This is a genomic window from Pauljensenia sp. C0170B5 (assembly GCF_056590195.1).
The window spans coordinates 1-25,251 of record NZ_JBWPVR010000005.1; the positions used below are offsets into that span (position 1 = coordinate 1).

Consider the following 25,251-nt stretch of genomic DNA (forward strand, 5'->3'; position numbering starts at 1 on the left):
ACTTGAAATCCGTCATCGTTCCGTCCGTCCAATCTCCGCCAAGCATGCTCAAGCTTCACGATTTTTGCAACAGAGCCGTTTCGTGCTGTAGTGCGGTTTCCATGACGGCCTGTGAGGTTCCGATCCCGCTGTCGCACATGAGTGTGACCTCGTGACCTGCTAGCTGGCGTGTCAATGTGCAAGCCATCTGTGCGGCGCTTCGAGTGCACGCACGGTTTCCCACCAGGGCGACGATCGGGCGTGAAATGAGGTCATCCCACTGTGTCTCATCGTTCATGCGCACGCGTGCACTGATGCGGTCGTGTTCACTGCTTGTCGTGCGGAGGGCCTTGAGTGAGACGCGAAATGTTTGGCTGTTCGTGGTAGTTGTGCGTGTCATGGTTGTGAGCATCGGACTTGTCCCTTTCTGTGTGTGACTTTTGTTTTTGCCTCGCTGGCAGATGAGATGTTGAGGCGAGTACAAGGCGGTTTGGCAACCTTGTGTGGGCGCAGTGGAACGTGGAATAAATAGCGATAGCGGTTTATGCCGCGAAAGTCCGGTGCGTCCAGCCCCTGTGGGGCTTGCCAGGGCGCCGACGAGCGATAATCGAAAGCCAGCGAGGATAAAACACCCATAAAGAACGCATCCCGAAGGGATGACGATTATGAAAGCGGCGAAGCCACACCGACGGTGCACGGGCTGATTGATGTAATCAGCCCTGACAACAGGAACGCCACGCGCGTGTGCACGGCCCGCGTTCTAGGAAGTTCACCAACTTCGTACATGGCGCTGCTACTGGTTACCTTGGCGCGTGAAATTTGCGTGCTTTATAGCTCGTTTTGCTTGAATTCATGCGGAAAAGTCGAGTATAATAGAGGTGTTGTGAGGAGGGATGAAATGGAAAGCTTTGATGTTGAGCTACGCTGGCCAGAGCTTTTTGAGCACCTCAGTGAGCGTGAGCATCACGCTGTGCGCCAATCGCTTGCTGCAGCATGGCATGAAGGATTTGAGCCTACTCGCGATCATGTCAAGAACTTGACTGAGTATGCGCGCGGCGTGATTACGCGCGATGAATACCGTCAGCGCGGTATTGATATTGCGCGCCGTATAGCTGGAGTTTCTTCAGCAGCGCGTTAGTCAAATGGCACGTTTTGACAGCTGGGGATCATATTTCTATCCCGAAACGATTGATCCCGGAACCGGCAACGGTACGCTCCGTAATCTGTATGGGGAGCGCGACGCAGGCGTACTGGCGCAATTGGAGTATGCGGACACGTCCTCACGCGCTGTTGATCTTATCCGCGGCAATGTCTCTATTTCGAAGACGTTTGATGCTGATCATGTGCGCGCTATTCACGCATATCTGTTTCAAGATGTGTATGAGTGGGCCGGCGAGTACCGCTGCGTGAACATGACGAAGGGAAGGAGTAGTTTTGCTGATTGCTATTCAGGTCAAATCGACTGGTACCTTCGCCATGTGCATTCAGGCGTAGCTTCTACCCCGTGGAAGAATATTGATCGTGAGAGCTTTTGTGAGCGTCTTGCCAGCGTATTCGCTGATTTGAATCAGGCCCACCCGTTTCGTGAAGGCAATGGACGTACCGCGAAAGTATTCTTGGAACATGTCGCGCAGCAGTCAAACTACTCTTTAGATTTTGCCTTGGTCTCACCGCATGACTGGAATTACGCCAGCATGCTCAGCGGCCCCGATTTAGGCTCCTTGCAACCAGTTCCTGATTATCTCATACCAGTGTTTGATGCGATCACCGTCAAACGTACAGATATCGATCCTGTACAGGATCGTGGTCAAGAGGTGCAGTCTTTACTGAAAATGAATGGCGGTACGCTCGGGCGCACGAGCCGTTCACGAGTTGCTTCTAATCGGCGTGTGCATGCACGTCGGGCGTCGCGGCCAAAGCATGGTCGAGGCATGTAGACAAGCAATGCAGGTTAAGCGATATGTAGAATAAAGCGCCGCCCTTGAGAGATTTGAGATCCCCTGTGGGCGGCGTCCTTTTGTGTTCCCCGCTGACGCAGGGCATAAAGCCCGTCAGTTTTCGTGACTGTCCACGTTACCTGCTGCGCGCACGGCTTGTTTCGTGCGACGAGATGCCTCGTGGGATTGGGTGGTGTGTGGGGTGGTTGAGTTTGGTGAGTTGTGGTGTTTGTCCGATGCCTGGCAGCGGTCGCTTGGTTGGCTTGTCGATGGCTTCCTGCTTGGCTTCTTGGTGTTCTTGTTGTTGCTTGACGTGTTCGAGGGTTTGTACAGCGTGGTCACTGGGCGTTTGCGGATCGAGGTGTTCGATGATCCAGTTGGAGTTTTCGACGACACGCTCGCCGGTGGCGAGAATGGTATCTTCATCCGCTTTCGACCAGGCTGCTATGTAGCCGGTGGAGTACTCGGCCGTGTCGAGGCCAAAGTACCTACTGACGAGGTAGGCGCACGATTCAGCCTCCACTTCTTTGATTCCCCTGTGCATGTCTGTATTGACCTGATCCATGTGGAGGCGTGCGTGGCTGATTTCGTGAATGAGCGTCTTGAACTGGTGCCCTTTTGGCGCGTCTGTTGCCACTTGGATAGTTTTGTCCCCCATTGCGTCGATGAGAGGGCGTGAGGTGACTCCGTAGGCGCCATGAAGGGCAGCTCTGGTTGTTTCTTCGTATTTGTAGCCGAGGTCTTTGACGATTTGTTGTGCGCGTTGCCAGAGTTCTTCTGAGCGTTCGCCAGTTACTTGCGGGAGGTCTTTGCCTTTAATTGGTTCACCGTCGGTTTGCTGGTAGCCGAACGTTGTGCGCACGGTAAATCCTGTGATCGCTTTCTTCCAGATGATGTCTTTCTTGTCGTATTTGTCTACTTCGGCTTTATTGAGTGGCTTGTCGCTGTTTTTGAGGAAGGGCAGTTTGTATATGACGGGTGCCAGTACCTTGTAACCCTTTTCGCCTTTTTGGACCTGCCTGCCAAGTTTCTTCCAGGCGCTGTAAGAGGCGAAGGATGATTCCATAGTCCCACGCTGTACGGCTTGCGTGTGTAGCCAGATGAGGTTGCGGAATGAGTACCGTGGCATTCGTGCCATGTAGTCAAGCATGTCTTTCCAGGCTTGAGTGTCTTTGAACGTGCTGGCGGCTTCGGCTATTTCTGCGTGGGCCAGGGCGAGTTGAGCTTCGCGTTGGGCTCGTGCCGCGTCGGTCTTGCTAGGGCGCGCCATGATCTACATGCCCGCCTGCTGCTTGCCTGTTTCGAGAGCTTCCACTCTGCTGGTGAGCGCGTTGATTTGGTCTTGCTGTGCTTCGACTTGCTCAATGAGGCTTTCGACGAGCTCGAGGGTGGTGTATTGGGGTTTCATCAATTTTCTCCTCATGAAAGGGCGTGGACTGGATTATTTGTCGTGTTGTGTGGCGGGCTGGGTGATGATGTGGAGCTCTTGCCTGGTGAGGTCTGCTCCGATGTGATCGACCCACACATCGTTTGCCGTTCGCTGACTTCCTTCTTCGTCTGTGTAGGTACGCTGGCGATAGCTGCCGGCGAAGATGACGGCCGCGTTGCCGTTAAGGTCATGGAAGTCGTGTAGCTTGACGGCCGCGTTGCCGTTGAGGCGGAGGTAGTACGCAGTGGTGGCCACGTCTTCCCACGTGCCGGTTTCAGTGTTTTTGGCGCGGTCGTTGACAATGACTGTTACTCGCCCGCTGTAGGTACCGTCGTCGTTCATGATGAGTTTGACGGGGCCGGCTAGGTTTCCGGCTCGGATTATGTAGCTCATTTTTCTCCTTCGTGGTTTCTTTAGATTCGGATGGTTGTCCAGGTCATGCCCAGCCAGTACGCGGTGTCCAGAGACACCTGTTCGACATGCCCTCCCACGTCTGGTGCGTGGATCATGAGCCGTTGTCCTTGAGGATCTTTTCCGGCGTAGATCCCGATGTGGTGGTAGTGGGTGCTTCCGTGGTAGGCGAAGCCGATGAGGTCGCCTGGCTGCATGGCGTCTTGCGCAATGGTGGTGCCCGCTGTGGTGATGATGTCGTGTGCGGTTCGAACGTTCAGTGGCTTGCCGAGGTCGGCGTAGACGCGCACGATCAGTCCTGAGCAGTCCAGGCCGCTGGGGCTGGTGCCTCCCCACACGTAGGGCACGCCGAAGTACTTCTGGGCTGTGGCCACAACAGACGACGAAGAAGGGGACGCCTGAGTGTACTTGCCTGCGAGGCGCTTGATGCGTGCGACGTAATCCTGTGTTTCAGTGAAGGGCGGTACACCCCTGTGCTGCTGCACGGCTCCAGGCCCCGCGTTGTAGGCGGCCAGTGCCAGGTCAATCGTGTTGCCATCTGCTTGCCCGCTGCGCGTGTAGCCTGTGACGGTTTTGACCAGCGCGCACATGAAGGCGCCTTGACTGGCGATGGCATCATCGGGATTGAAGGGGTCTGCTTTACCGTCGTTGTTCGCATCAATGCCGTTGGTTTTCCACGTGCCAGGCATGAATTGTGCGATGCCCTGCGCGCCTGTAGGGCTGACCGCTTTTGGGTCCCATCCTGATTCGGCTTCGATCTGTGCGGCAATTAAGCTGGGAGTGATTTCCTTACAGATGCTTCCCGCCTTCATCACGGCCGCTAGGTACTCAGCTGGCACGCCGCTTAATGCTGCGGCTTGGTCGTCCCCTTCTCCTCCGGCCATCATCAGGGGAACGATCATGAGTGGGATGGTGGCGAGTGTGCCGACAAGCTTTTTCACGCGCGTCGTCCGTGTCGTGGGTCTGGCCGGTGTGCCTTGGGCTGGGCGCTGTTGGTTGTGCCAGTCTTGTTGGCGCTTGGGGCTTTGCGGGGTGTGGTGTGGGGATCTGCGAGGGCGATGATTTGGCGGATGCGGTCGGGCCTGAAGCCGGCGGAGCGGCCCTGGCTGGTTTCAATGATTGGGGCTGATAGGAGGCCTTCGGCTTTGAAGCGCTCTATGAGGTCTGGCCGCTGGCTTAAGTCAATGTGGTCGTAGGAGATTCCTGCCTTGTCGAGGGTGCGGCGAGTGAGCGCGCATCCTGGGCAGTGCGGCGTGGTGTAGATCGTGATGGCGTCCATACTGGTGACGTATGGTGTGTGCGCACAAGGCCACTCGCAGTCGAGGGGGACTAGGAACGTGGCCCGCAGGGTTTCCTGCGGGCCACGTCCGTCATATTAGGAGGTGAGAGTTAGGCTGATTTGCGTCTCTTGGCGAGGGTGAGTGCGCCGCCTCCTGCTAGTAGGAGCGCTGCTGCGCCGCTCAGAGCGGTGGTGGCACCTGTTCTTGCCAGGTCACGCCCCGCGCCGCCGTCGGAGTGATCAGAGGCTTTGAGCTTGATCGTCTGGTCGGTGTCGTTCGCATCTTCGTGGGTGCCTACGAGCTGGCCGGCAGCGTCGTAGACGTATTCGAAGGCAACCAGCTCGGTGTTTGCCATGCCTGTAGTGTCGAGCGTGGCTATTACCTTGCCGCAATCTTGCGGGCTCTGGGGCGAGAACTTCGCCGTTACCTCATAGTCCTTGCCGCCTACCGTGACCATCTTGCCGGTGGTCTTGTTGTGAATCTTGAGCCTCAGGGTGTATTCGGTGCCGGGAACGAGTTTTTCGTTCGCGTCACATACCGTGTCGATCAGTTTGGTGTCCTTGGCGGGCGTGAGCGTCTTTTCACCGTTTTCGCCGGTGAAAGTGGTCTTCAGCTTCGGGCCAGGCTCAAACGTGATGGTTTGGTTCTCATCGGTAATGTCAGCATGGATGGTGATGGACTTGCCATCGTGGAATAGTTCCTCGAAGGCGACGGTGGTCTTGCCAGCAAACAGGGCTGCATCTACCTCGAAGGCGACTTCGACACTGCCGTTAGCGGTTTCAGGTGTGAACTTCGTGGTTGAAGTGATTTCCTTACCCGCACCGTCAAGCATGGGCTTGCCGGTTTCCTTATCCATGAGCGTGCCAACTACTTCGTATTCCTTACCGAGTTCAAGGTTGGTGTAGGTAACCACGTCGGTAAGGGTGCGCGTGCCGTATCCAGGGACCGGGCCGCGCTTGTTTTCGTACATGAGCGTGGTGTGAATACCAGGCTCGGGTGCGATGGCGAACTGTTCGGTCACATCCTCTACAGAAGTGGCTAGCGGGGCTACGCGGTCGTCTCCAGCGAAGGTGGAGATGAATACATAGGTGCCAGCGACCAGCTTGCCGTCCGCACCAGACTTAGCGATCCAGGAAGTATCACCAATGCTGGGGTAGAAGCCGTTCTTGGCTGGAATGGTGACGGTTTCACCGATCTTTTCAGCCTTGTCACGGTTCGCCTCGGTTACCTCAAGGCCAGCGGGGAAGAACAGCACTTCGTGAGAGATTTCTTTCTCGTCTGCCTCAAAGCCTGCGGCGCCTTCAAAGTTGGGGTGATCCTTGGGCATACCAGTTACAAACACGTCATCTACCAAGTAGGTGCCCGCCTTGGTGTCGCGCACACTCAGCTGCGAATCAATCTGAGCTGGGTGCCTTACCGACGTGGTTTCGTCTGCCAGGCCGTAACCGTCAGCAAAGTCGGCCTTAATGTACTTAGACCAATCAGCGTCTTGGTCATCGGCCTTTACTTCCCATACCCACGTGTAGAAGCCGTCCTTCGGTGCTATGCCCGCGTTAGCGGTCATCGTTTCAGGCCCGTCTGCCTTGACGGTGACGGACTTGATTAGCTCTGCGCCTTCTGGCACAGTCTCGCTCTGTTCAGCCGGAGCTAGTGCCGAGACGTAGTAAACGCTTGCACGATAGTTCACGGGCACGTCAGTGCCATCGATGTTGAGCCACTTGCCGTCCCCGTAGTTCGGGTCAGCGTTTGGGGTGAACGTGTCAGTCAGCTCGCTGCCACTGTCAATAACCTTAGCGGTATCCACATTCGATACACCTTGCGGGCGGAAATCAAAAATCACATCCCACGACGGAGAAGTCACAGTCTTTGAGGTTACTTTCGCAACGTCATAGATGACGCTCTGATTCGCGCCACCAGGAGCCGCAAAGCCCAACACGGGAGCAGTTAAATTATCGTATTTGATCGTGTAATTGACCTTGCCGTTACCGGTGGAGTGCCACTTGATGCCATTAATGGGTGTAGAGGCGGTCGTGCCCGTGTAGGTCTTGGTGCCGGTCGCGTCGAACACAGCCGGACCATTGAGCGTGGCAGTGAACGGATGCCCAGCAACGTATTCTCCATTTCCGTTCTTGATACCGAACTTACCAATGGTGCCATACATGAGATCGCTGGTTTCCGGTTCGCCTGCTTCCCAGCCCACGATGCTCTTGGCTTTAGCTTCGGCTACCATTTGGCGGGCGCGTGCCTGCACGCTTTCGGGCGCGAGGCCCAGGAGGGCGTCAACGTTTTGCTGGGACTTTCCCGCTCCCTGCGCGCTGCTCTCAAAATTCACGTGAGCGAGGAATCCTGTCGCGGCCGCGTCCACGTCCGTGTTAGAGAACTCCAGGGATTTTGGAGTCCACTTCTTCATGATGTACGCCATTTGGGCGACATTCACGCTCAAGTCAGCTGGGCGCCGAAGATTAGGCTGACTGGTCAGTTCTCCCGGTGTGACCGCGATCGAGGCCGACGGGTTCACCGCATCTGCTTGAATGCACAGACCCGGAACAGGTTGGCCACTATAGGGAATCCATGTCCCCAGCCAGCCTACGCTTCCTCCGATAGGAACGCCGCGCACCCACGAACCAGCAGCATGAGTAGGTAGTTGTGCGGATACCACTCCGACGAGAGCGAGAACAACGGCGGCAATTGTTGCTCCCACTTTCAATGCTCGATCTCGCCAGTGGTATCCGATGGTCGATGTAGACATGAACTCGCTCCATCTGTTGATTGTCAGTGATCACTGAGTCCCACTTATTGGGATCTCAGCCACTTCGTAGATAGTGCGCGCACAGTATTTGCCCGCCCAGCAAGGTGCTGAGCGGGCAAATTATTAATGTTCACCTAAAAGAGGACTAATCGCATCCCAAGATGCAACCGGAGTCGGTAACGCTCCCGTTTTCGTCTGGCTCTACTTGGTGGTGTGCCCACCCGTCATCGTCATAGCTGTATTCGGGGAAGTTGGGGTTGTAGCAGTATTGGCCTCCGCCGCACACGTCTTCACTGCTTGATCCGCCGTCGCTGTAGCCGCCGTTGCCGCCTGCGTTGCCTCCGTTCCAGTCGTTGGAGCCTTCGTTACTGGTGTATCCGGTGTTGTCGTCGTATGGGCTGGTGTTTCCTGCGTCTTGCCTGGTGTCGGCTTGTGCTCTTGCTTTGGCTTGAGTGTCGGCCCATTTCTTGTGTGCTTCATTGACGCTCGTCGTGGCTTCTTTTAGCACGGTGACTTGAGTGAGGGTCGTGTCGATAGTTGCGAACCTGTCTTGGAGAGTTTGCACTGAGTCGGATACTGTCAGCGTGCTACCAGACTGTGTGGATCCGGGCTGAGATGCGGACTGCACGTCTGATTGAGCTGTGTCCCCTGATTGTGGGGCGTCGGTTTGCGCGGTTTCAAGCGCGTCGTCAAGCTCATTCAGGATGGTGGAGTCCACGCCTTCACGCGGAGCGGTTTTAGCTGCCTGGATCGCGTCGGCCAGCTGCTTGTCTGCTGCGGCCTGGTCAGCGTCTGCCCGTTCGCCCAACTGGTTTTCAATGGTCGTGTTGGCGTCTTCGAGCGTGCCAGTGACAGCCTCGAGGGTATTTGTGTGGGCAGTGAGCTCCCTGGTTGCATTTTCCAGCTGGGCGCGGGTGAGCTCATCGGCGTCATCGACTTGGGGTGCGTCAGGAGCGGCCTGTGTGGCCTGGCGGGTCGCGTTGAATTCGTCGGCTTGGAGGTCGCTGGCGTAAGTGGCGAGCATGGCGCTAAGCGCGTCAGCGTCCGCCTGCGCGTGTTGGAGGTCTGTTTGTGCCTGCGTGTTCTCGTCTTGTGCTTCTTCAAAGGCTGAGCGTGCCTGGGCGGTGGCCGCGTGAGCATGCCAGATGAGGCCCACGGCTGCGAGGACAGCAACTAGGGCGAGACTGAGGACTATCAGGACAGGCTTTCGCTTGTACCATGCGGGTTTGATTTCCGACGTACTCGGGGTGGCGTCACCGCGGTCTTCAACGGCTGGAGTGTTAGTAGTGTTCATTTGGATTCCACGGGTTGTTTCTTTTACAGAGGATAACGGGAAAGTTATATTTGGTCGAGTGTGTGAACGCTTCATCGTGGCCCTACTGGCAGGGTTCCCGGTGGCTGTGGGAGTGCCACATGATTCAGGCGATGATTCACGCTGGTGGTTTCTTTCTTGAGTGCTCGCTCGACCCATTGGCTCCATGTGCGTGGCCCGTCGTAGGGGAGTTCGCTCAGGTATGCACCGCGTGCTGCGTTAGCGATGTGCGCGTCTAACGTGATCGTGATTTTTTGTTTGCTGGCCGGCGCTTGTTCGGGTGTGCGTGGATTGTCGCGCGGTGCAATCACCGTTTGTCCGGTCAGTGCGGATCTGCGCGGTTGTGGTTTACTCATGTGCATGTCATTTCTCCTTGGTTTCGTGATGATGGCAGATGGCGTGGAGGTAGTCGGTGTAGATGGTGGCGAGAGCGGCCGCATCACGGGTGGGCCACTGTTCTAGTGGCTGTGAGGCTTCTACGCTGTCTGCAATGGCTACCCTCTTGGGTATGGGCGGGTCGAAGATGGTGAGTCTGCGTTTTTCGGCTTCATCGCTGAGTTCGTTGAGCCAGTGGCCACCGCTGGTGGTGCGTGCCTCGTGTTGGTTGATGATGATGCCGCCGATGGTGAGGTGTGGATTGTAGTAGCGGCGGATTTCTTCAATCGAGGTGAGCAGGCGTGCCAATCCATTGGCTGACCACAGTTTCGAGTGGGTAACGATCAGGGCGGTATCTGTTGCGGTGAGGCCGTTGATGGTGAGCTGATCGAGGGATGGAGGGCAGTCAATGAGGCATAGGTCGTAGCTGCTTGCGACGGTTTGGAGCGCGGTGGCTAGTCTGCTTTCGCGTCCTGCCCCTGCTACCACCAGTTCGTCTCGCACTACAGGTAAGGCGTCGCCGCTGGTTGGTACGAGGTCTACTCCTGACCATAGGCCAGGCACAGTGACGTCGGCGATGGAGAGCTGGGAGCGTTGGGAGAGGACGTCAGCTACGCCTGCCTGGTCTTCCCCTGTGGGGTGTAGTGCCAGTGAGGACGTGATGTTGCCCTGGGGGTCAAGATCGACGACAAGGACCTTCAGTCCGTCAAGCACTGCGGCACGGGAGAGGTGGTAGGTTGTCGTCGATTTGCCTACGCCGCCTTTTTGGTTGCAAAGAGCGATGGTCAGCATGGTTCACTCCTTTATGAATCTGGGGTAACAGTGGTTACGGAGTTGCCAGCGATACCGGCAATGCTGGTAATGCCAGTAATTCCAGTAATGGTCGGTTTAGAAAAGGTATTCGTTGAATACTGTTGGTAGCAGGTCGAGAGCTTCGCGTTGGAGGCGCACGCTCACGTTCATGTAAAGAGCGGTTGTCGATAGGTTTTCGTGACGCATAAGGGTTTGGACTACGCGCGCGTCGGCACCGGCTTCGAGCAGTGCTGTTGCGAAATAGTGGCGCAATTGATGTGACGTCATCTTTACTCCCACGCGGGCGAAGGCATTCGAAATACTTGAGCCGACGGCCCGTCGTTCCACATGAGTCTTAGGGTCTTTTGGTGAGGGGAACCAGTAGCCGCGTAACGGATAGTTTCTCGCTTCCTGCATGATGATCGGATGTACCGGCACAACAGAGGTCTTATGGTTCTTGCCGACGACTTCCAATAAGCCAGTGGCATGATCGAGGTCTTGACCACGGATCTTTGCTATCTCGTGTACTCGCAGACCGGCGAAGGCTCCGAGCATGATGCGTGTACGCGTGCCGCCTCGAAGCGGCGAGGATAGTGCGGCTTGTAATTGAACGTCGGTGATCGGCCGTGGTTTGTATTTAGGGCGTTTTGGTGGAGCTACCCGGATCATTGGGTTGTCCGCGCGCTGATCAGTGATGACTAGCCAGCGGTAGAACGCGCGTAGGTGGACGTAGTAGGTGTGGCGCGTGATGGCTGAGGGCAGGGTCACCAGCCAGAGCGTGATGTCCTGGTAGGTGGCCGTGAGCGCGTCCAGGTTTGCCTGTTTGGAGAATTGCTCCACGACGCGGATGCGTTCATCGATGGTGCGTGTGGATAATGAGCGGGCGGCCATTTCGACCATCCAGGCTTCAAGTAGCTGATTAGAAAGTATTGGTCTCGTAATCATGCCTAAAGTTTGCGCCAATACCTGCGCCAATCGAGCGCGTACCAGCGCTGTCTTTGACGTACGCCCGCCATTTCCGGAGTGGCCAGTAAGGTCATAATGACTGGTGATTATGGAGTTGCCAGCGATTCTGGTAAATGAAAACTCGAGTATCGTGAGCAGCGCGATATATGCTGATTTGAGGAAAAAGTCTTGTAATGAATAGGTCGTGGGTTCGATTCCCACAGGCGGCTCCGGAAAGCCCGGAATATCAACGAAAACTCGTTGGCGTTCCGGGCTTCTTCGTTGAAACTGGACACGTGACTGGACACGTGGCCACCTGGCGGCGGCCCGAGCGAGGCGCTGGAGGTCAGGCTGTTCGTGAGCGTTCTTTCCCGAGTGAACTGCCGCAGCCCGGCCTCCGCCTTGCTCGGGAGGTTGTCATGTTTCCATCGTTGTTCACCCCGCACACCGCTGTCCGTCCGTCTGTGTGGGTCGGATGTCTCGCATGTTTCACCGCTGGTGTTCTCCGTGGAGTGTGGACTCCAGCCGAGAACGCCGCAGCTATCACCCCGGCTGACCTGCACGAATGGGAAAGTGCTCACGACGAACTGCGGGTGTTCGATCACGAGGGTCTCCCTTCGGGGATCGGGGAAATACCACCCTCGACGGCCCAGCTCTGGGGCGAGGTCTTCAACGAGGTTGGCGAGGAGAAATAGCCCGCGTTCCTGGCTTGGGCTGATAACGGAGGATATATCGCAGATGCGACCGGAATCCCCGACGTCGCTTCATTCGAAGACAGCTATCGCGGCTGTTGGCCGTCCTTCTCTGACTATCTCGCCGATGAGATTGAAGCGATGCAGATCGGTTGGCCTGAGGAGCCTGTCAGATACTTCGACGCGGACGCTTATGAGCGCGACCGGAGGTACGACTTCACTGTCCTCGATGACGGGAACGGTGACGTGTACGTGTTCGCTGAGTGGTGAAACTCAAAAGACCCCTGCCGTCGTGCGATGGTGGGGTCTGTCCGTTCAGGCGAAGGGCTCCAGCCGAGGTTAAATCCCCGCTCGTGTCAACAGCTCGGCGACGCTCACATCGAGCACGCGCGCGAGCCCGTAGATCGTTGCCATCTGGGGGTTTGATGGCCCAGTCTCACCTTTTCGTCCGGACGCGCGTCCAGCTTCCAGCAGCTGCAACTGGTTCTTTGTGATCCCCGCAGAAAACGCGAGTTTCTCCTGAGAGAATCCCCGCTCTAATCGCAATTCCCTGAGGGCGACACCTAATCGTTGCGCCCCGTCAATACTCCAGTACATGCATTTATGGTCTGGAGAAGGCCTGTCTCAGAACACCCTATAGGGCAGGCCTGATATATCATGCCATCAAGAGGTTTGCCTCTTACACGAGCACAATCAAGGAGTCTCTATGAACCGAACACGTCTCTCAATCCTCGCCCTAGTCGCCTCCGGCGCCCTCCTCGCAGGTTGCTCCGGTGGCGCGTCCTCTGATGGAGGCGGCACTGGTGCCGCAGGGGCCAACAACCAGACCTTCACCTTCAGCGGGTCGGCAGGGCCCGCAAAGAGCATCCACGTCGAGTTTCCCCAGGAGCTCCTGGATGCCATGGGCTCGGAGGCTGGCAACATCCTCATCACCGCCGCCGACCTCAAGGCTTACGAGCTGGACTCGACCAAATACTGTGCCGTCGAAGTGACCAACACGCTCGCCGATGGCGCTCTGGAGGCCCTCTCAGCCACGGACAAGGTGGATTACGAGTCGATGACTGCATACGACCTTTTCGTCGGTGGCTACGGCGCCAAGAGCCTTTACGAGCTGTTCTTCAAGTACGCCGAGAACCCGGACGAGATCTTTCTATCCGGTGCCGCTGACGAGCTCCTGACACTTCCCGCCGGACCTGAGCGTGACCAGGTTCTCCAGGACTGGAGGCTCGACGGATTCGACGTTGATGGCTTCAAGGCCGAGGTCCAGCGGATCAAGGATGACCTTGCATCCGAGGCGAGTAACGCTGATCCTGTTGCGACGTTGATGGACCGCTTGCAGGCCGATCCGCTCAGCGACCTGGATGAGGCGGCTCCTGCGCCCGGAAGGTACCTCAGCGACGACGGCACAAAGATCATCGATGTTACCGAGTGTGCCCTCGAACCGTTCACTGACGATGGATACGCGGTGAGCGGCACCAACTTCCCAATCAAGAGCGCCGACGGTGGTTCGGTCGATAACCTTGGGAGCGTCAAGTACGCCGTGATGAAAGACGGAAACGTCACCATCACCAGCTCATCCATCAGCGGCTACCAACAGGACTCCTCAGGCAACTGGCTCTCGAAGTAGTCTGCTCTACAAATTCACTCAAGGCCCCGGTCACCGCTTGGTGATCGGGGCCTTGTTTTTCTAGCCGGCGAAAGTTGAGCACTTCACAGGCTCATCCCGTCCTCATGCTCTGCGGTCATGCTCGGGCTCTCATTCAATTCGACGACACGTCGCGCCAAACGCCGTTGGTCGGCTTGTTGACGGTTGATCTGACGCTCGCGAACCGGAGCAGCGAGAGTTGCCGACTCGTTCATGTACTCGACGAACTTCGGCGTATCGGCGTAGTTCGTGTACGCAGCGCTTCGCTTCTCGATGAGATCGATCAGCGCGCGGTCGTTCGTTCGCTTCTTCAGGTCATTGGCAAGCAGTTGCACGCCGTCGCGGAAGAATCGACGGCCCTGTCCCACGGCGAGCGGGGGAGTCTCCTCGACCGAGCGGAGGTGAAGCGCTGCATCGTTCATCAATGCGCGGGCGCGGGCGAGTTCTTCGCGTGCGGCTTCACGCTCGCGCTTGGCCTCGGAGAGACCCTGCTCGTAGCCCTCGCGTCGTCCTCCCTCCCGTGCTGTTTCCCGTTCCGTCTCGACCTGCTTGCGGGCGAAGCTGACCCGGAACTCTTCGCGTTCAAGGTCCTCACCGTCACGAATCAGTTCGTCACGCTCGGCCTTGAGTTGCTCGCGCTGCCCGTCGAGCTCGCGACGCTCGTCGCGTAGCGCCCCGTAGACCGCCTTAGTCTCGCTCTTGTCATGGCGCAGGGGGTCGACCTCGCGCTCCACGGGCCAGCCGCGCGCGACCATGAACGCCTTCATCTCGTCTTGATAGTGGGCGAGCTTCACCTTGCCCGTGATCATCTTGCCGTTCCCATCGCGCAAGTCACGATGTACGGCATAAGCTCGCGACCACTCTGGACGGAGTTGGTCAGGGTGCTTCGGATCAGGGGCGAAGGTGTCCGCAAGAATCTGGATGTGCGGAGTCGTCTCGGAGAACTGCATGTCGAAACCGAGGATGGCATCCGTGCCACCGGGGATCACATTCGTCCTGAGGAACTTCACGACATCGGCAAAGTACTTGATGGCCTCGTCGCGATCACGCGCGATCCATCGCGACCTGCCCTTGCCGTAGAAGTCTTTCACTTCTGTGCACATCGACTTCGGGAGGTGTGCGACGAACATCGAACTCGTCACCGTGCCGCCGCGAGGCTTGCCCTTCTTGTCCGGCTTGTCCACCTTCAATGGGGACGAAAGTTTGTCGAGCCTCGACTGCCCGTAGTCGATCACCTCATCCATCGACTTCGCACGCCTGAACTTGCCGTCGCCGTTGTTCACATAGGCGAGGTCGAGCACCTCGTCTTCGACGACAATGTTCGTGTTCTGCGCGGCCCAGTACTCGACCGCCTTCGGATCAAGCTCCCTCATCATTTCGTGCACGATTGCACGCCGTTCACCAACGGCCTTCGTGTGCGTCACACGGAAACCAGTGCGTCCAGTTGCGTCGCTCATCATCTGCTCCTCATTCGTTCGCTTCGTTCACTTCTTCGTCGGCGCAGTGGCCGATGCTCTGGGGCCCCTCGCTTCGCTCCCCCAGACCATCTGCCGCTGCATCGGCGGGCCAACGTTCGGGGCCCCTGGTCGCGCTGCTCCCTGCCCCAACCGTTGGCCCGCCGATCACAGCTCTGTATGCGCGGGGCCCTTGCTTCGCACCCCCACATACAGAGCTGTATTAACCCCCTAATACAGTTCCGCTTCGCTCCACTGTCGGGGGCTGCTCCGCAGGGGCGGGGACCCTTCGTTGAACCTGCGCTCGCTCGGTCCAACTCCGGGTCCCCAGGGCCGTCACCAGGTGGCCGCTGGCACACTGGTTTCGGCTTGGTCGTCGCCTCCTTCAGAGCCCCACTGGGGCTCCTCCTCCGGCTCCTCGGGAGTGCTGTTCTCGGTGCTGTTCGCACCGAGAACACGACGCACTTCGTCGGCTGTAGCGGGGTCATCCAGCGTGCGGATGACCGCCTGCATCGCCTCTGGCGTGTCCGCAAAAACGAGGCTGGCGACGGCCTCTCCGAGGGCCGTTTTTGCGGACAACAATTCGCGCTTCCGCGCCTCCTTCAGCGCACGTCTGAGGGCACGGGCTTCGGAGTTTTTATGGTCGAGTTCCTTCTCAATTTCGGCTACTGTCTTGGTCATGGTTTTGTTCCTTTCGTTGGGTTTTTGAGGGCTGGTTTTAGAGCGTCCAAGGGGAACTCGCCGGTGATCCATCCGGCGGCACAACAGCGCGCGGTTCGCCGTCGCGGTATTCGATCCTGACCGAGCCGATCTGGTCGAGTTTTCCAAGGGCTGCGAGCTTTGCCTTCTTCTCCGCGAGCACCTCCGCCTCACGCTCCTTGCGGGCGCGCTCATTCACCTTGCGCTGCTCTTCCGCGGCCTTGTACTCGGCGGCTCTCTTGTTCGTTTCGATGATCTTGAATGCCTGCTGGGCCATTTCCCACGCCTGCGCTCTCTGCTCCTCCTTCTCGCGCGCCTCGATCTCCTCGGGTATGGGATCAGGATCGACGATCGTTTGACCTGCGGTCGCGAACTCAACAAGGACGTCTGCGGCACTGACCTGCTCATCTGATGAGCCGCTTAGCCGGGCGCGCTGCTCCAAGATCGGCGCAACGGTGCGAGCCTCAATCTGGCGAACCACGGACTCCCGTTCGGCGGCGTCAGTGATCGCCTGACAACGGCGGTTCAGGAGTTCGAGGTTGTGGCGTAGCCGCTCATGGCGTTCGTACTGGTCGTACTCGCGGGTGCCGTTAAGAAAGCCGAGGTTCACGTAGATTGAGAACTCTCCCTCCTGAACCGGAATGATGAGCGGGAAGCGGCGGTATGCCTGGTCCTTGTTCTCCGAGGTCTGGACGATCTTGACGCCCATCCTGTTTGTGTATGCGTACTCGCCAGCAAGGCCGTCGAGAAAGGTCCGGTAGTCGTCGGGGCCGGTGACGATGTTGACCCGATTAACCAGCTGCGTGTGTGAGCCTTTGACGTTGACGATGACCTTCTCCGAGGCGTCGCGGTACGGGCCGAGGATGCGGAAGAGCAGACCGCGGTCTCGACGACAAGCGTCGAGCATGGTCGAGGCGCGGAAGTCCGACCAGATGATGACCTCCTCGCCGTCGTAGTCTTCGAACGAAACATTTGATCCGCCCACGGTGAAGTAGGGCTTTTCCGCCGTCGGGTTGAGGGAGCGGGCGAGGGCGTGAGCGAGGAGGTCTTTGCCTACCCCGCCAGGCCCGAACACGTAGAAGTTCACGACCTCCAAGGGCGGGGCCAGGCTGGCCAGATAGTCGGCCCGCAGGCCCTTGAGGTGGCTCATCACTCCCGGCGCTGACCAGAGTTCAAGGTCGTGCTGGCGCACGTGGTCGAGACTCCATTCACCAGCGGCGACCTTGAGAGCAGCCTCCTTGCGGCGACGCTGAAGCGCCTTTCCCAGACCCTTCTCCAGCCGCGCCGCCTTGTGCTCCTCCAGATCAAAGCGCCAGTCCCATCCCTTCGAGGCGTGAACCTCCGAGTCGTCGTACAAATGTTTGCCCGCCTGCCGCTGCTTGGGGTTTTCATGGGTCAGGTACTCAACGAGGTCGAGGAACGCCGACGGCGGCTTGCTCTCCACGCACTGCGGTGGCATCCCGAACGCGCGAGCGACCTGGGCAATCGACGCGAAAGAACTGCGCTGAATCACCACGTGAACATGCGGAGCCTTAGGTGATCCCTGGACGAGAACCGGGTTCTTTGCGACCTCGGCAGCCGTGTACACGTCTTTGTCGTGAAGGATCCAAGCGAAACGCTTCACGCCCTTCTTTGCTAGGGCCTTCTCCACCTGCTCCGTCGTGATGAGCGTTTGGCCCGTGGACGGGTGCTCAAGGTTCTGCGTGACCATAAAGACGCGACCACCGGGCTCATTGGCATAGGCCCACGGACCCCCGTCCTGATACGGGTCGTCGTCGGTGTCGACGAGACCGAGGAGCCGCAGTGCATCAGGTGTGGAGTCGCCGGTGGACGCAGGGGTGGTCACGGGTGTGGTTTGAAAACAGTCGTTCTGGTCGTTTTTGGTCGTTTCACTCCCAAAAACGACTGGAACGACTGCGCGGGACACAAGCCCAGTGTCCCGCGCATTAATGGCGGAATCACTGGTAAAAGTCGGGGTCGAAGAACCCGGAACAACTAAAACGACTGGGTTTTTTGCCTGCTCTGAAATGGCCTCAGACCCCTGTTTTTCGTTCCCCTGCGCCGTCGGGAGACAGTCGTTTTCGAACGTGGGCGTGAGCCCTGCGGGCTCACGCGTCGGGCCCTGCGGGCCCTCCCTCAGAGGGGAAGAAGGCAGAAACGGGTTGAGCGCAGTCATCGCTGACCCCCACGACCGAGTGAGGCTGAGGTCTCGACCTCATGGGCATCGAGCCACTGCTCAATATCACGAACGCGGTACAGGACGCGCGAACCGGCGTCGCCGGTTCGGACGAAACGGGGACCAAGACCCCTCGAACGCCAGTTGGCCAGGGTCTTTGTATTCACACCGAGAGCCTGAGCGGCCTCATCGGCGGAGAGTGCGAGCTTGAGAGTTGCAGCGGACATGAAGGCTCCTCTTGCGAGGAGCGCTTGATCGCCTCTGACGTGCGATCAAAGCCTGTCCCACAGCCTCATTGGGAGGGCTGCTGTAGCCGGGGCGTCTCTCCCGACCGACCTCGCCCAGCTCAACGACCGGGCAACGCTCTGATAGTTCAAGAGTACCCGTGTGATCGTATAAGGTCAATAGAACCAAGAACGTAACTGGACACGTGAGGAGGCGGCATGACGGCAAAGCTCGAACCGGGCCAGCACACCATCGACACCACAAACCCCACCAAGCGGAGCAAGGAGGACGGCGGCGGAGTCATCGGTAAGTTCTCCCTGCGACTGTGGAGCGGCAAGCGAGTCCGGGTCACCGTCGTCGCCCCCACGGCAGGAGAATGGCGCACAAGAGCGCGCGAGAAGGCCGAGGAGAGACTCAGGGCTGAGGGGCGAGTGGGTGCCTGGAAACCCGACTCTCTCATCACTGAGTACATGAACGAAGTCTCCCGTCCGGCCATCAAGGCCGCTAACCTGCGAGAACGCTCCGTCGAGAAGTACGTCTACCTACTCGACATCCTCGAAGACGAGTTCGCCGGGCTCGCGATCCGCGACGCCGTGCGCTTCCGTCGCCTGGAGGCGATCCTCCAAAAGGTCGCACGCGAACGCGGGGCCGAGTCCGCACGCCAGGCCCGCAACGTCATCTCAAAATGGGTGATCCAGCAACTCATCCGAGATGAACTCGTCGAAGCAAACCCTCTCGCGGGCATGGCGATCCAGCTCGGCAACGTCAAGAAGTCCTCGAAGACCAAAGGCGTTGCCCTCACCGAGGCCGAGTACGAGAAGACCGTGGACTATCTGCTCAATGTGGACGTGGAGGACGTGAAAGCCCCCAAGCAGGGCAGGTACACCAAGGCAGACCGGGCAGCAGTCAGGCGCAACACCGTCGAGCTGACCCTCCTCCAAGCCGCAACCGGCCTGAGGATCGGAGAAGCCCTCTCCCTCACCTACGACGAGATCAACGATGACGGACAACAGATCACCGTCACCGTGACCCCCGAACGCTCGAAAACGCACCGGGGCCGCACTGTCCCCGTGCTCGATGATCGAATAGCGGCCAGGCTCAGGGAGCGCGTCGAGCGCTCAGGCGGGCGAGGACTCGTCTTCCCGGCCCCTGCCAACCCCGAAGGCCGCTGGGATCACGCGAACGCGCAGAAGGCCGTGAGACGCCTCTTCGATGAGGTCGCCGACGCCTGCGAGATCGACACCCTGCGAGGCGTCTCCTCGCACATGTGGAGGGCGACTCTCAATACTCGCGCGATGAATGCCGGGGTGCCCGTCGAGGTGCGAGCCGCCTATTTTGGCCACACGGCAATCGTCAACCGCAACAACTACACCGACACCGCCGACACCACCGCGCTCACCGCTGCGCTCCATCGTGGACTGGACACATGACTGGACACGTGAGCGAGGAAACGTGGGGATTCGGTGAGTCTCCGGGAGGGCCTATGAGGATCAGAAGTACCGAAATATAAGAGGAAAACCTGCCTCAATGCTCATGTTCGGGAGGGTGGGGAGAATACTGAATAGGTCGTGGGTTCGATTCCCACAGGTGGCTCTGGTGATGCCCCCGCGAGAGCGGGGGCTTTCGCATATCCGGGGGTGAACGGCGCGGGTATCCATCCTCCAAGTCTGTCCATTGTTGGGAGCAGGTCTACTGAAGTGTCCCGGGTTTTCTTCCGTTTGGGTGGATGGGAATAATCTGGTTTATGCCGAAGAATTTTGGGGTGAGTGCCCGAAATGTGTGTATGGGGTGGGCGTGTCGCGGGGTGTTGAGTGTCCGGCCCAGCCTTTTTTGATGTGTAGTGATCCGTCTTGGTAGTTGGTGTTGTAGTCGATGGTGGTGTCGTAGCGGGCTGGTGTGCCGGGGCTGTCGGCACGCGTGGTGAGGGGTTTGTGGGATGGTGGCTGGTAGTGGCTGGTGAGGTAGCGTACCGGTTGGTGGGGGTGGATTGATTTGTTGTTGAGGAACTATTGGACCGCGGTTCGCATGTGGTCTTGTGACAGGCTTTTGTGAGCGGCGAGCAGTTTTCTGATGCCGGCGTTGATCCCGCCTTCGAGACTGCTTGTGGTTCTTGCTATCCCAAGGGTGGCAACGCTGGGGTCAAGATGAGTGAACAGGGACTTGTTGGCCAGTAGCTTCGCTAGGCGCAGGTAGGCGCGTCGAAGCCGGTAGTGGGTGTACCACCAGTGTTGTCGTCCTGGTTGCCAGCTGGTGTTGTAGGTTCGTTCGCGGGTGAGATACCCGTAAGCGTTCCATCAATTGTTGAGTTGGGTGGCTCATGTGGCGGCTTCGTCGAGAGTGTTGATGGCGGCGAGGTTGCCTCCGAGGCGCAGTAATGCCTTGCCGGCAGGGGTTTTCGGGTGCCCTGTCAGGTCGGTTTTCGTGTTGAGCCGCACGTGGAACAGGCAGCGCTGAACCCCGGTGGCGGGCCAGCATTGCCGGATCGCTTTGAGTGCTCCTGGCCCGCCATCGGTGATGACCACGGTAGGGGCTGGGAACTTGGAAAGAAGCGCCTGCCATGCGGCTACGGATTCACGGTCGCACCATTGCCAGCCAATGACGTGTGACCCGTTTGTTGCGATCAGTAAACACCAGTGGTGGGATAGATAGATCCCGTCGATGATGATCTGATCATAAATCTCACCAGTGATCAACTGGTTGCGGAGGATCGACCTGCTAGCACCAGGAGTCCTTTCTGGCAAACGAGGTTGTCGGCATTGCCAGCTGTTTGACGCACACTCCTGTCAGAAGCCATGACACGAAAAGTGATGCCTGGGCTCGCCTGGTGGTATCTGGGCGGTTGATAACCCTCGACGCTCCGCACGTTCGGCACCGCCACCTGGTTCTTCCAGCACTGGTTTTGCCGTTCTTGACAAGCTTGTGGCCGCATACACCACAACGCGGCCGATTTCTAGCAGCATGGACCATACATGCTTTCAAAGCATGTACACAGCGCTCAAATCCCTGACACACCGAACAAAAACCAACACCACGTACACACAATCCGGGCATTAACCCCATGACGTGCAGCCGTGCGCAATCCCCTAAAAAAGGCGTGCGGATGTGCACATACCCCTAAAAACTCTCGCCAAAATGCACATACCCCTAGATCTAACGGCGCTACATTCCACCCGAATTTCAAACATGCAGGTCACGGCGTAGTGCAGGTACCGGACGAGGCAGCACGCCCTCTTTATCTAGGGGTATGTGCACGAAAAGGCGAAGATTTAGGGGTATGTGCATCGGGAGGCCTTAAATCTAGGGGTATGTGCATCGGGAGGCGCAAATTCGGCACGCCACGCTCGCGGGGAAGTGCCGATTCACAGACCACCGTGTGCAGCGTGACGAGGTTCGAGAAGCTAGCGTTGAACGCCCATGCGTTGGCCGAGAACGTCAATGGCTCGTATGAGAACGAGTTGGTCCATACCCGCGCATGGCGTGATGTGCTCGAGGTTGAGGTCGCGACTTTCGAATGGGTGAACTGGTGGAGCCGCACCCGTCTCCACCAAGGCCTCGACTACCGCAACCCGGTCGAGATCGAGAACGACTACTGGAACATCGCGAGCACATCAAAGAAAATGGAAACCAGGGCAAACGCCTAGGAAGCAAACCCAGGACACGTCAGTTTCGCGCACCCCAAAGCCTTTTATTAAAATGAGGGTCTTTTCCTGATGGCTCTAACCGGCTTTTTAGCAATTAGGGGACATGGATGAGGCAGCAGTGACTCCGCTCATTATCCAGGCAGCACTGTGAATCAAGCCATTGGCGATGATCCAGGCTCCGTTAATGAGCGCTCTATCACGACCTTTCATCACTACACCGAAGCGACCGGAATCAATGCGGAGTGGGTCTTTTCCCTGCAGGTCTGTAGTTAACTCGCAGTCGAGGAAATCCAGGAAGCGACCGGTCGCTGGAGCATAGGCCTTGTAGGCGGCTTCTTTCGCACTGAAAATGATCCTGTCCCACGCTGAATTTTCCAGGGCTGGTGTTCTGCGAAAAATCTGGCACTCCCCGGGGGTGAGAATTCGGTCTCGTAGCCCTTCGGGTAGTGGCAACGCGCTCTCGGCATCAATTCCGATTCCTGTCACGTCCTGTGACGATGCCACGACTGCAGCACGATATTGTCCGGTGTGTGTGAGTGAACCAGTTGTCCCTTCCGGCCACTGCAATCCTCGAATAGCGTGCGCGATCAATGGCGGTCGGGACAGGCCCAGACATCTCAGGGCATCTCGTGCGCACGCTCGCACGCTGATGAATTCCTCGCGCCGTTGACGCGTCGCCCCTCGTAGATACGTGCGCTCTGACGCAAATAGCACTTCCTCGTGCATGCCCCACGCCACTCGCGCGTAGACCTGTACTGGAAAGAGGCCCTCATAGATCTGTCGGCACATTTTTAAAAAATCCTTGTTGCATAATTTTTAGGAATTAGGTTACCCTAACCTAACTATGTAAATAGTGCTTGGTTATACCGAGAGGGGTCGCTCTGTGAACGCGGAAGTAAAGAATGAAAAGAATCTATCGATAACGCAGGCACTCCTCGTCTCTGTCGCAGTTGGAGTCGCTGGGTCGATAGTTATTGTTCCGCTGACGTATCTGCAGATCTTCGCGACCCTTGCCCACACTTACCTTGTTGCCCTGACTCTGGGACTGTGGGTGATTCCTTGCCTTCTGCCCCTCGTACTTGTCAGGCGTCCCGGCTCAGCTCTGCTCGCCTGCGGCGCTATCGGCGTAATCTCAGCGGTTACAACCCCCTTTGGTCTGGCGGCAATTCCAGCTCTGCTTTTTGAAGGTTTAATTGTCGAGATTCCATTCCTGGTGACTCTGTACCGGTCCTGGCGAACCGTTCAGTACTACGTGGCCGGAGGTATCCTCGGTGCCTTCATGGGTTTCATGGTGCCCGCAAGTATCGGAATCAAAACGCCCGGCATCACGCTTCCGATCATCTGCATGCTGATCGCACTGGTTTCTGCGCTGGCAGGAACCTGGCTGTGCTTCCTCATCGGATCCAAGGTGCGTCTGACCGGCGTACTCGGCGAGCACTAGTGACGGTCCGCTGCCGATGCTTTCAGTGGAAAGTCTTGCCGTTATCTCTGATGGCGGGCAAACAATTGTTGGTCCCATCTCTTTCCAGGTCGCGCGCGGCCAGCTCTGCGTGCTCAGTGGGGAACACGGAAGTGGAAAAACTCTGTACGCCAGAGCCATGAGCGGGCTACTGCCGTCGTCATTACACGTAAGCGGTCACGTTCAGTGCGACGAAGTCGTCTACGTTGGAGAAGATGCCGACAGTCAGGTAGCGACACTGTCAGTACTGGACGAAACGGCCAGTTCGCTTGAATATCTCCTGTTACCACCGGTCGAGGTGAAAAAGCGATGCCAATGGGCACTCCGCGCGATGGAGCTGGAAGGACTTGAAGCGAGAAATCCGTGGACGCTTTCCGGCGGAGAGCGTCAGCGCTTGGCGTTAGCCTCGGCGATCGCCCGGAGACCCGACGTGCTGGTTCTTGATAACCCGTGCAGCAACATCGACAAAGCAGGTCGGGACACTGTCTACCACGTCCTGCGACAATTGGCAGATGATGGAATCGCAGTTGTCCTGTGTGAGAACCGGACCCTAAAGCCGCAGTGGGCAGACTCCCTCGTCGCTCTTCCTCGACCGCGACAGCCTCACCGCGCCCCAGAACCTGTTTCATTCGAACACGCACACGGTGCCCTGAAAGGCCCCGCCATCAGTTTGCGCAACATCACATGCGGTCACGATCCTGTCAGACTGGATGCTGTCAGCCTTGACCTTCAACCTGGACACATCTACATGCTGACTGGGCCAAATGGGTGCGGCAAGACAACGCTCATGGCCGTTATCGCCGGAGCTGTCAAACCTGACGGTGGGCAAATAACGGTCAATGGTCGACGTGTTCGCCGGCTTCCAGATGGAATGCTCGATTGGGCGCAGCAAAATCCTGAACGACAGTTTGTCCTGAACACTGTTGAAGAAGAACTGAATAGTGCCTTCGTTAGGAGCGACAGTAAGGGTCCTTTGAGTCCGCAGGATCTTGCTGTTTTGCCGCAACTTTTTGGGCTGACCGATCTTCTTGGCGAATCTCCATACTCGCTCAGTGGGAACCGTAAAAGAGCCTTGGGGATCGTACTGTGTTTGTTGTCAAACCGTCCTCTAGTTGTCCTGGATGAGCCAACGGCGAATTTCAACCAAAGCCAGGTGCTGGGAACAGTCCTGAAGGCCTATGCGCGCAACGGTGGAATAGTTGTTGTCAGCTCACACGACGAGGAACTGCTGCCGCGTGACGTCAGTGTCGATATGAGTCGTACGCACACGCGTGTGAATTCTGAAGTCAAATCCGATGAACACGGTCCTGTCCGTTCCCGTCGCCGCCCAGCAGATGCGACCGTTCCCCTGAACCCGGTCACCGCTATCGGAGTGCTCATCGGACTCATCGTTCTGGGGATTGTGCTTCCTCATGCGGAGGCTGTTGCGGCCCTCAGCGCAGGAGCTCTTCTGGCTGCTGTACCTTTCCACAGAAACTGGCGCACTTTCGTGTTCCACGCTGTCGCGGCAACGTGCGCAGGTCTGGCCTTTTCCCTCATGGCGCTGCGTGGCAGCTGGTATGTGGGAGCAACTCTTGATGTGGCGCGCATTGCTCGACACGGCGCACTGGGATCGCTGATCCTGGCTGCTTCGTTGTGGGCCGGATCGGCGACAACCGTCACCCAACTGGCGGATGCGGTATCGCAGCGGCTCAAAGTGCCGTACACATACTGCAGCATCATGTTGAGCGGCGTGTCGATTGCGCAGTATCTGCACAACACCCAGCCCTTCATAGCAGCCGCAGTACGACTGCGAAACGTCAAAGCGGGCAGCGCATTCAATGCAGCTCTGACGCGAATTCTGCTCCCTGTGCGCTATGCATTTCCACTATTCGTCGAGTCCATTAGGTACTCGAAACGTCTGAACGACACGTTGGAATCGCGTGGCTTTGGTCGATTCTCGAAAAAAACATATCGCCACACTTATTTATGGCGGCTGCGCGACCCAATAACGATTTTATTGATCTTTTTGGCCATTGTCATATCGATCTGGATTTAGAAAAGAGTATTGA

Annotated in this window: 28 protein-coding genes and 1 pseudogene; 9 read left to right on the forward strand and 20 right to left on the reverse strand. The window is 57.8% G+C overall.

The window, feature by feature from the left end; all coding sequences use genetic code 11:
* Positions 1–55: 55 nt before the first annotated feature.
* Entirely contained in the window at positions 56–379 is a 324-nt protein-coding gene (locus tag AC1EJZ_RS07270; RefSeq protein WP_480294420.1) for a hypothetical protein, read from the reverse strand.
* 498 nt (positions 380–877) lie between these two features.
* Here AC1EJZ_RS07270 and AC1EJZ_RS07275 point away from each other — a divergent pair, with 498 nt between their 5' ends.
* Complete coding sequence (locus AC1EJZ_RS07275) at positions 878–1,117, forward strand: antitoxin VbhA family protein (RefSeq protein WP_058237714.1); 240 nt, start codon at positions 878–880, stop codon at positions 1,115–1,117.
* A gap of 4 nt (positions 1,118–1,121) precedes the next feature.
* Complete coding sequence (locus AC1EJZ_RS07280; protein WP_074026235.1) at positions 1,122–1,916, forward strand: Fic/DOC family protein; 795 nt, start codon at positions 1,122–1,124, stop codon at positions 1,914–1,916.
* 136 nt (positions 1,917–2,052) lie between these two features.
* On the opposite strand, the gene AC1EJZ_RS07285 is transcribed toward AC1EJZ_RS07280, so the two are convergent.
* From AC1EJZ_RS07285 to AC1EJZ_RS07330, 10 genes are all read right to left on the reverse strand, one after another.
* Entirely contained in the window at positions 2,053–3,186 is a 1,134-nt protein-coding gene (locus tag AC1EJZ_RS07285; protein ID WP_480294421.1) for an ArdC-like ssDNA-binding domain-containing protein, read from the reverse strand.
* Between the two features lie 3 nt (positions 3,187–3,189).
* A complete protein-coding gene (locus AC1EJZ_RS07290) occupies positions 3,190–3,324 on the reverse strand; it encodes a hypothetical protein (RefSeq protein WP_480294422.1) in 135 nt (44 codons plus the stop codon).
* Between the two features lie 33 nt (positions 3,325–3,357).
* Positions 3,358–3,738: a single-stranded DNA-binding protein gene (locus AC1EJZ_RS07295; protein WP_058237716.1), complete on the reverse strand. Its 381-nt coding sequence runs from the start codon at positions 3,736–3,738 to the stop codon at positions 3,358–3,360.
* A gap of 20 nt (positions 3,739–3,758) precedes the next feature.
* A complete protein-coding gene (locus tag AC1EJZ_RS07300) occupies positions 3,759–4,697 on the reverse strand; it encodes a C40 family peptidase (RefSeq protein WP_480294424.1) in 939 nt (312 codons plus the stop codon).
* Positions 4,694–5,035 (reverse strand): glutaredoxin domain-containing protein, encoded by a 342-nt coding sequence (locus AC1EJZ_RS07305; RefSeq protein ID WP_480294425.1) that lies wholly within the window; start codon positions 5,033–5,035, stop codon positions 4,694–4,696. Before AC1EJZ_RS07305 ends, AC1EJZ_RS07300 begins: the two co-directional genes overlap by 4 nt.
* Before the next feature lie 110 nt (positions 5,036–5,145).
* Entirely contained in the window at positions 5,146–7,785 is a 2,640-nt protein-coding gene (locus AC1EJZ_RS07310; protein WP_480294426.1) for a VaFE repeat-containing surface-anchored protein, read from the reverse strand.
* Positions 7,786–7,930: 145 nt separating this feature from the next.
* Positions 7,931–9,079 (reverse strand): hypothetical protein, encoded by a 1,149-nt coding sequence (locus AC1EJZ_RS07315; RefSeq protein WP_480294427.1) that lies wholly within the window; start codon positions 9,077–9,079, stop codon positions 7,931–7,933.
* Positions 9,080–9,150: 71 nt separating this feature from the next.
* Positions 9,151–9,453, reverse strand: a complete 303-nt coding sequence (locus AC1EJZ_RS07320) for a hypothetical protein (RefSeq protein ID WP_480290132.1) — start codon at positions 9,451–9,453, stop codon at positions 9,151–9,153.
* Between the two features lie 7 nt (positions 9,454–9,460).
* Complete coding sequence (locus AC1EJZ_RS07325) at positions 9,461–10,264, reverse strand: ParA family protein (protein ID WP_480290133.1); 804 nt, start codon at positions 10,262–10,264, stop codon at positions 9,461–9,463.
* Between the two features lie 96 nt (positions 10,265–10,360).
* Positions 10,361–11,431 carry a tyrosine-type recombinase/integrase gene (locus AC1EJZ_RS07330; RefSeq protein ID WP_480290135.1) on the reverse strand — a complete coding sequence of 357 codons (1,071 nt, stop codon included), beginning with the start codon at positions 11,429–11,431 and terminating at the stop codon, positions 10,361–10,363.
* A 197-nt stretch (positions 11,432–11,628) separates the two neighbouring features.
* Here AC1EJZ_RS07330 and AC1EJZ_RS07335 point away from each other — a divergent pair, with 197 nt between their 5' ends.
* Positions 11,629–11,904: an antirestriction protein ArdA gene (locus AC1EJZ_RS07335; RefSeq protein WP_480294429.1), complete on the forward strand. Its 276-nt coding sequence runs from the start codon at positions 11,629–11,631 to the stop codon at positions 11,902–11,904.
* Between the two features lie 138 nt (positions 11,905–12,042).
* Complete coding sequence (locus tag AC1EJZ_RS07340; RefSeq protein WP_480294431.1) at positions 12,043–12,171, forward strand: hypothetical protein; 129 nt, start codon at positions 12,043–12,045, stop codon at positions 12,169–12,171.
* Between the two features lie 69 nt (positions 12,172–12,240).
* Here the strand turns inward: AC1EJZ_RS07340 and AC1EJZ_RS07345 are convergent, their stop codons facing one another.
* On the reverse strand, positions 12,241–12,498 hold the full coding sequence (locus tag AC1EJZ_RS07345) for a helix-turn-helix domain-containing protein (RefSeq protein ID WP_480294433.1): 258 nt from the start codon (positions 12,496–12,498) through the stop codon (positions 12,241–12,243).
* Between the two features lie 109 nt (positions 12,499–12,607).
* Here AC1EJZ_RS07345 and AC1EJZ_RS07350 point away from each other — a divergent pair, with 109 nt between their 5' ends.
* Positions 12,608–13,528 (forward strand): hypothetical protein, encoded by a 921-nt coding sequence (locus tag AC1EJZ_RS07350; RefSeq protein WP_480294434.1) that lies wholly within the window; start codon positions 12,608–12,610, stop codon positions 13,526–13,528.
* Positions 13,529–13,611: 83 nt separating this feature from the next.
* On the opposite strand, the gene AC1EJZ_RS07355 is transcribed toward AC1EJZ_RS07350, so the two are convergent.
* The 4 genes from AC1EJZ_RS07355 to AC1EJZ_RS07370 form a co-directional block, all read right to left on the reverse strand.
* On the reverse strand, positions 13,612–15,003 hold the full coding sequence (locus AC1EJZ_RS07355; RefSeq protein WP_480294435.1) for a flagellar assembly protein FliH: 1,392 nt from the start codon (positions 15,001–15,003) through the stop codon (positions 13,612–13,614).
* 333 nt (positions 15,004–15,336) lie between these two features.
* Positions 15,337–15,681, reverse strand: a complete 345-nt coding sequence (locus tag AC1EJZ_RS07360; RefSeq protein ID WP_480294436.1) for a hypothetical protein — start codon at positions 15,679–15,681, stop codon at positions 15,337–15,339.
* Between the two features lie 37 nt (positions 15,682–15,718).
* Positions 15,719–17,545, reverse strand: coding sequence for a hypothetical protein (locus AC1EJZ_RS07365; RefSeq protein WP_480294437.1), 1,827 nt, complete (start codon positions 17,543–17,545; stop codon positions 15,719–15,721).
* A 326-nt stretch (positions 17,546–17,871) separates the two neighbouring features.
* The gene (locus tag AC1EJZ_RS07370) at positions 17,872–18,102 is read right to left on the reverse strand and encodes a helix-turn-helix transcriptional regulator (RefSeq protein ID WP_480294438.1); all 231 of its coding nucleotides are present in this window, start codon (positions 18,100–18,102) and stop codon (positions 17,872–17,874) included.
* A gap of 216 nt (positions 18,103–18,318) precedes the next feature.
* On the opposite strand from AC1EJZ_RS07370, the gene AC1EJZ_RS07375 reads away from it, so the two are divergent.
* The gene (locus AC1EJZ_RS07375) at positions 18,319–19,530 is read left to right on the forward strand and encodes a tyrosine-type recombinase/integrase (RefSeq protein WP_480294439.1); all 1,212 of its coding nucleotides are present in this window, start codon (positions 18,319–18,321) and stop codon (positions 19,528–19,530) included.
* Between the two features lie 885 nt (positions 19,531–20,415).
* On the opposite strand, the gene AC1EJZ_RS07380 is transcribed toward AC1EJZ_RS07375, so the two are convergent.
* Both AC1EJZ_RS07380 and AC1EJZ_RS07385 read right to left on the reverse strand, forming a co-directional pair.
* Complete coding sequence (locus AC1EJZ_RS07380; protein ID WP_480294440.1) at positions 20,416–20,793, reverse strand: transposase; 378 nt, start codon at positions 20,791–20,793, stop codon at positions 20,416–20,418.
* A gap of 22 nt (positions 20,794–20,815) precedes the next feature.
* The gene (locus AC1EJZ_RS07385; protein ID WP_480294496.1) at positions 20,816–21,160 is read right to left on the reverse strand and encodes an IS1/IS1595 family N-terminal zinc-binding domain-containing protein; all 345 of its coding nucleotides are present in this window, start codon (positions 21,158–21,160) and stop codon (positions 20,816–20,818) included.
* Between the two features lie 320 nt (positions 21,161–21,480).
* On the opposite strand from AC1EJZ_RS07385, the gene AC1EJZ_RS07390 reads away from it, so the two are divergent.
* Complete coding sequence (locus tag AC1EJZ_RS07390; protein WP_257590358.1) at positions 21,481–21,741, forward strand: integrase core domain-containing protein; 261 nt, start codon at positions 21,481–21,483, stop codon at positions 21,739–21,741.
* An 87-nt stretch (positions 21,742–21,828) separates the two neighbouring features.
* On the opposite strand, the gene AC1EJZ_RS07395 is transcribed toward AC1EJZ_RS07390, so the two are convergent.
* Both AC1EJZ_RS07395 and AC1EJZ_RS07400 read right to left on the reverse strand, forming a co-directional pair.
* Positions 21,829–22,245 carry a 4'-phosphopantetheinyl transferase superfamily protein gene (locus tag AC1EJZ_RS07395; protein WP_257525629.1) on the reverse strand — a complete coding sequence of 139 codons (417 nt, stop codon included), beginning with the start codon at positions 22,243–22,245 and terminating at the stop codon, positions 21,829–21,831.
* Between the two features lie 6 nt (positions 22,246–22,251).
* Positions 22,252–22,530, reverse strand: a pseudogene (locus AC1EJZ_RS07400) (hypothetical protein); the annotation flags it as partial.
* 94 nt (positions 22,531–22,624) lie between these two features.
* Between AC1EJZ_RS07400 and AC1EJZ_RS07405 the strand changes: the two are divergent.
* Positions 22,625–23,182 (forward strand): ECF transporter S component, encoded by a 558-nt coding sequence (locus tag AC1EJZ_RS07405; RefSeq protein WP_157843532.1) that lies wholly within the window; start codon positions 22,625–22,627, stop codon positions 23,180–23,182.
* Between the two features lie 16 nt (positions 23,183–23,198).
* Positions 23,199–25,238 carry an ATP-binding cassette domain-containing protein gene (locus AC1EJZ_RS07410; protein WP_285015983.1) on the forward strand — a complete coding sequence of 680 codons (2,040 nt, stop codon included), beginning with the start codon at positions 23,199–23,201 and terminating at the stop codon, positions 25,236–25,238.
* The last annotated feature ends 13 nt before the right edge of the window (positions 25,239–25,251 follow it).

Bases quoted from the DNA above. Each gene is read 5' to 3' on its own strand.
- AC1EJZ_RS07270 (WP_480294420.1), bottom strand. From the start codon at position 379: ATGACACGCACAACTACCACGAACAGCCAAACATTTCGCGTCTCACTC.
- AC1EJZ_RS07275 (WP_058237714.1), top strand. From the start codon at position 878: ATGGAAAGCTTTGATGTTGAGCTACGCTGGCCAGAGCTTTTTGAGCAC.
- AC1EJZ_RS07280 (WP_074026235.1), top strand. From the start codon at position 1,122: ATGGCACGTTTTGACAGCTGGGGATCATATTTCTATCCCGAAACGATT.
- AC1EJZ_RS07285 (WP_480294421.1), bottom strand. From the start codon at position 3,186: ATGGCGCGCCCTAGCAAGACCGACGCGGCACGAGCCCAACGCGAAGCT.
- AC1EJZ_RS07290 (WP_480294422.1), bottom strand. From the start codon at position 3,324: ATGAAACCCCAATACACCACCCTCGAGCTCGTCGAAAGCCTCATTGAG.
- AC1EJZ_RS07295 (WP_058237716.1), bottom strand. From the start codon at position 3,738: ATGAGCTACATAATCCGAGCCGGAAACCTAGCCGGCCCCGTCAAACTC.
- AC1EJZ_RS07305 (WP_480294425.1), bottom strand. From the start codon at position 5,035: ATGGACGCCATCACGATCTACACCACGCCGCACTGCCCAGGATGCGCG.
- AC1EJZ_RS07310 (WP_480294426.1), bottom strand. From the start codon at position 7,785: ATGTCTACATCGACCATCGGATACCACTGGCGAGATCGAGCATTGAAA.
- AC1EJZ_RS07315 (WP_480294427.1), bottom strand. From the start codon at position 9,079: ATGAACACTACTAACACTCCAGCCGTTGAAGACCGCGGTGACGCCACC.
- AC1EJZ_RS07320 (WP_480290132.1), bottom strand. From the start codon at position 9,453: ATGAGTAAACCACAACCGCGCAGATCCGCACTGACCGGACAAACGGTG.
- AC1EJZ_RS07325 (WP_480290133.1), bottom strand. From the start codon at position 10,264: ATGCTGACCATCGCTCTTTGCAACCAAAAAGGCGGCGTAGGCAAATCG.
- AC1EJZ_RS07335 (WP_480294429.1), top strand. From the start codon at position 11,629: ATGTTTCCATCGTTGTTCACCCCGCACACCGCTGTCCGTCCGTCTGTG.
- AC1EJZ_RS07340 (WP_480294431.1), top strand. From the start codon at position 12,043: ATGCAGATCGGTTGGCCTGAGGAGCCTGTCAGATACTTCGACGCGGAC.
- AC1EJZ_RS07345 (WP_480294433.1), bottom strand. From the start codon at position 12,498: ATGTACTGGAGTATTGACGGGGCGCAACGATTAGGTGTCGCCCTCAGG.
- AC1EJZ_RS07350 (WP_480294434.1), top strand. From the start codon at position 12,608: ATGAACCGAACACGTCTCTCAATCCTCGCCCTAGTCGCCTCCGGCGCC.
- AC1EJZ_RS07355 (WP_480294435.1), bottom strand. From the start codon at position 15,003: ATGAGCGACGCAACTGGACGCACTGGTTTCCGTGTGACGCACACGAAG.
- AC1EJZ_RS07360 (WP_480294436.1), bottom strand. From the start codon at position 15,681: ATGACCAAGACAGTAGCCGAAATTGAGAAGGAACTCGACCATAAAAAC.
- AC1EJZ_RS07370 (WP_480294438.1), bottom strand. From the start codon at position 18,102: ATGTCCGCTGCAACTCTCAAGCTCGCACTCTCCGCCGATGAGGCCGCT.
- AC1EJZ_RS07375 (WP_480294439.1), top strand. From the start codon at position 18,319: ATGACGGCAAAGCTCGAACCGGGCCAGCACACCATCGACACCACAAAC.
- AC1EJZ_RS07385 (WP_480294496.1), bottom strand. From the start codon at position 21,160: ATGGGGTTAATGCCCGGATTGTGTGTACGTGGTGTTGGTTTTTGTTCG.
- AC1EJZ_RS07410 (WP_285015983.1), top strand. From the start codon at position 23,199: ATGCTTTCAGTGGAAAGTCTTGCCGTTATCTCTGATGGCGGGCAAACA.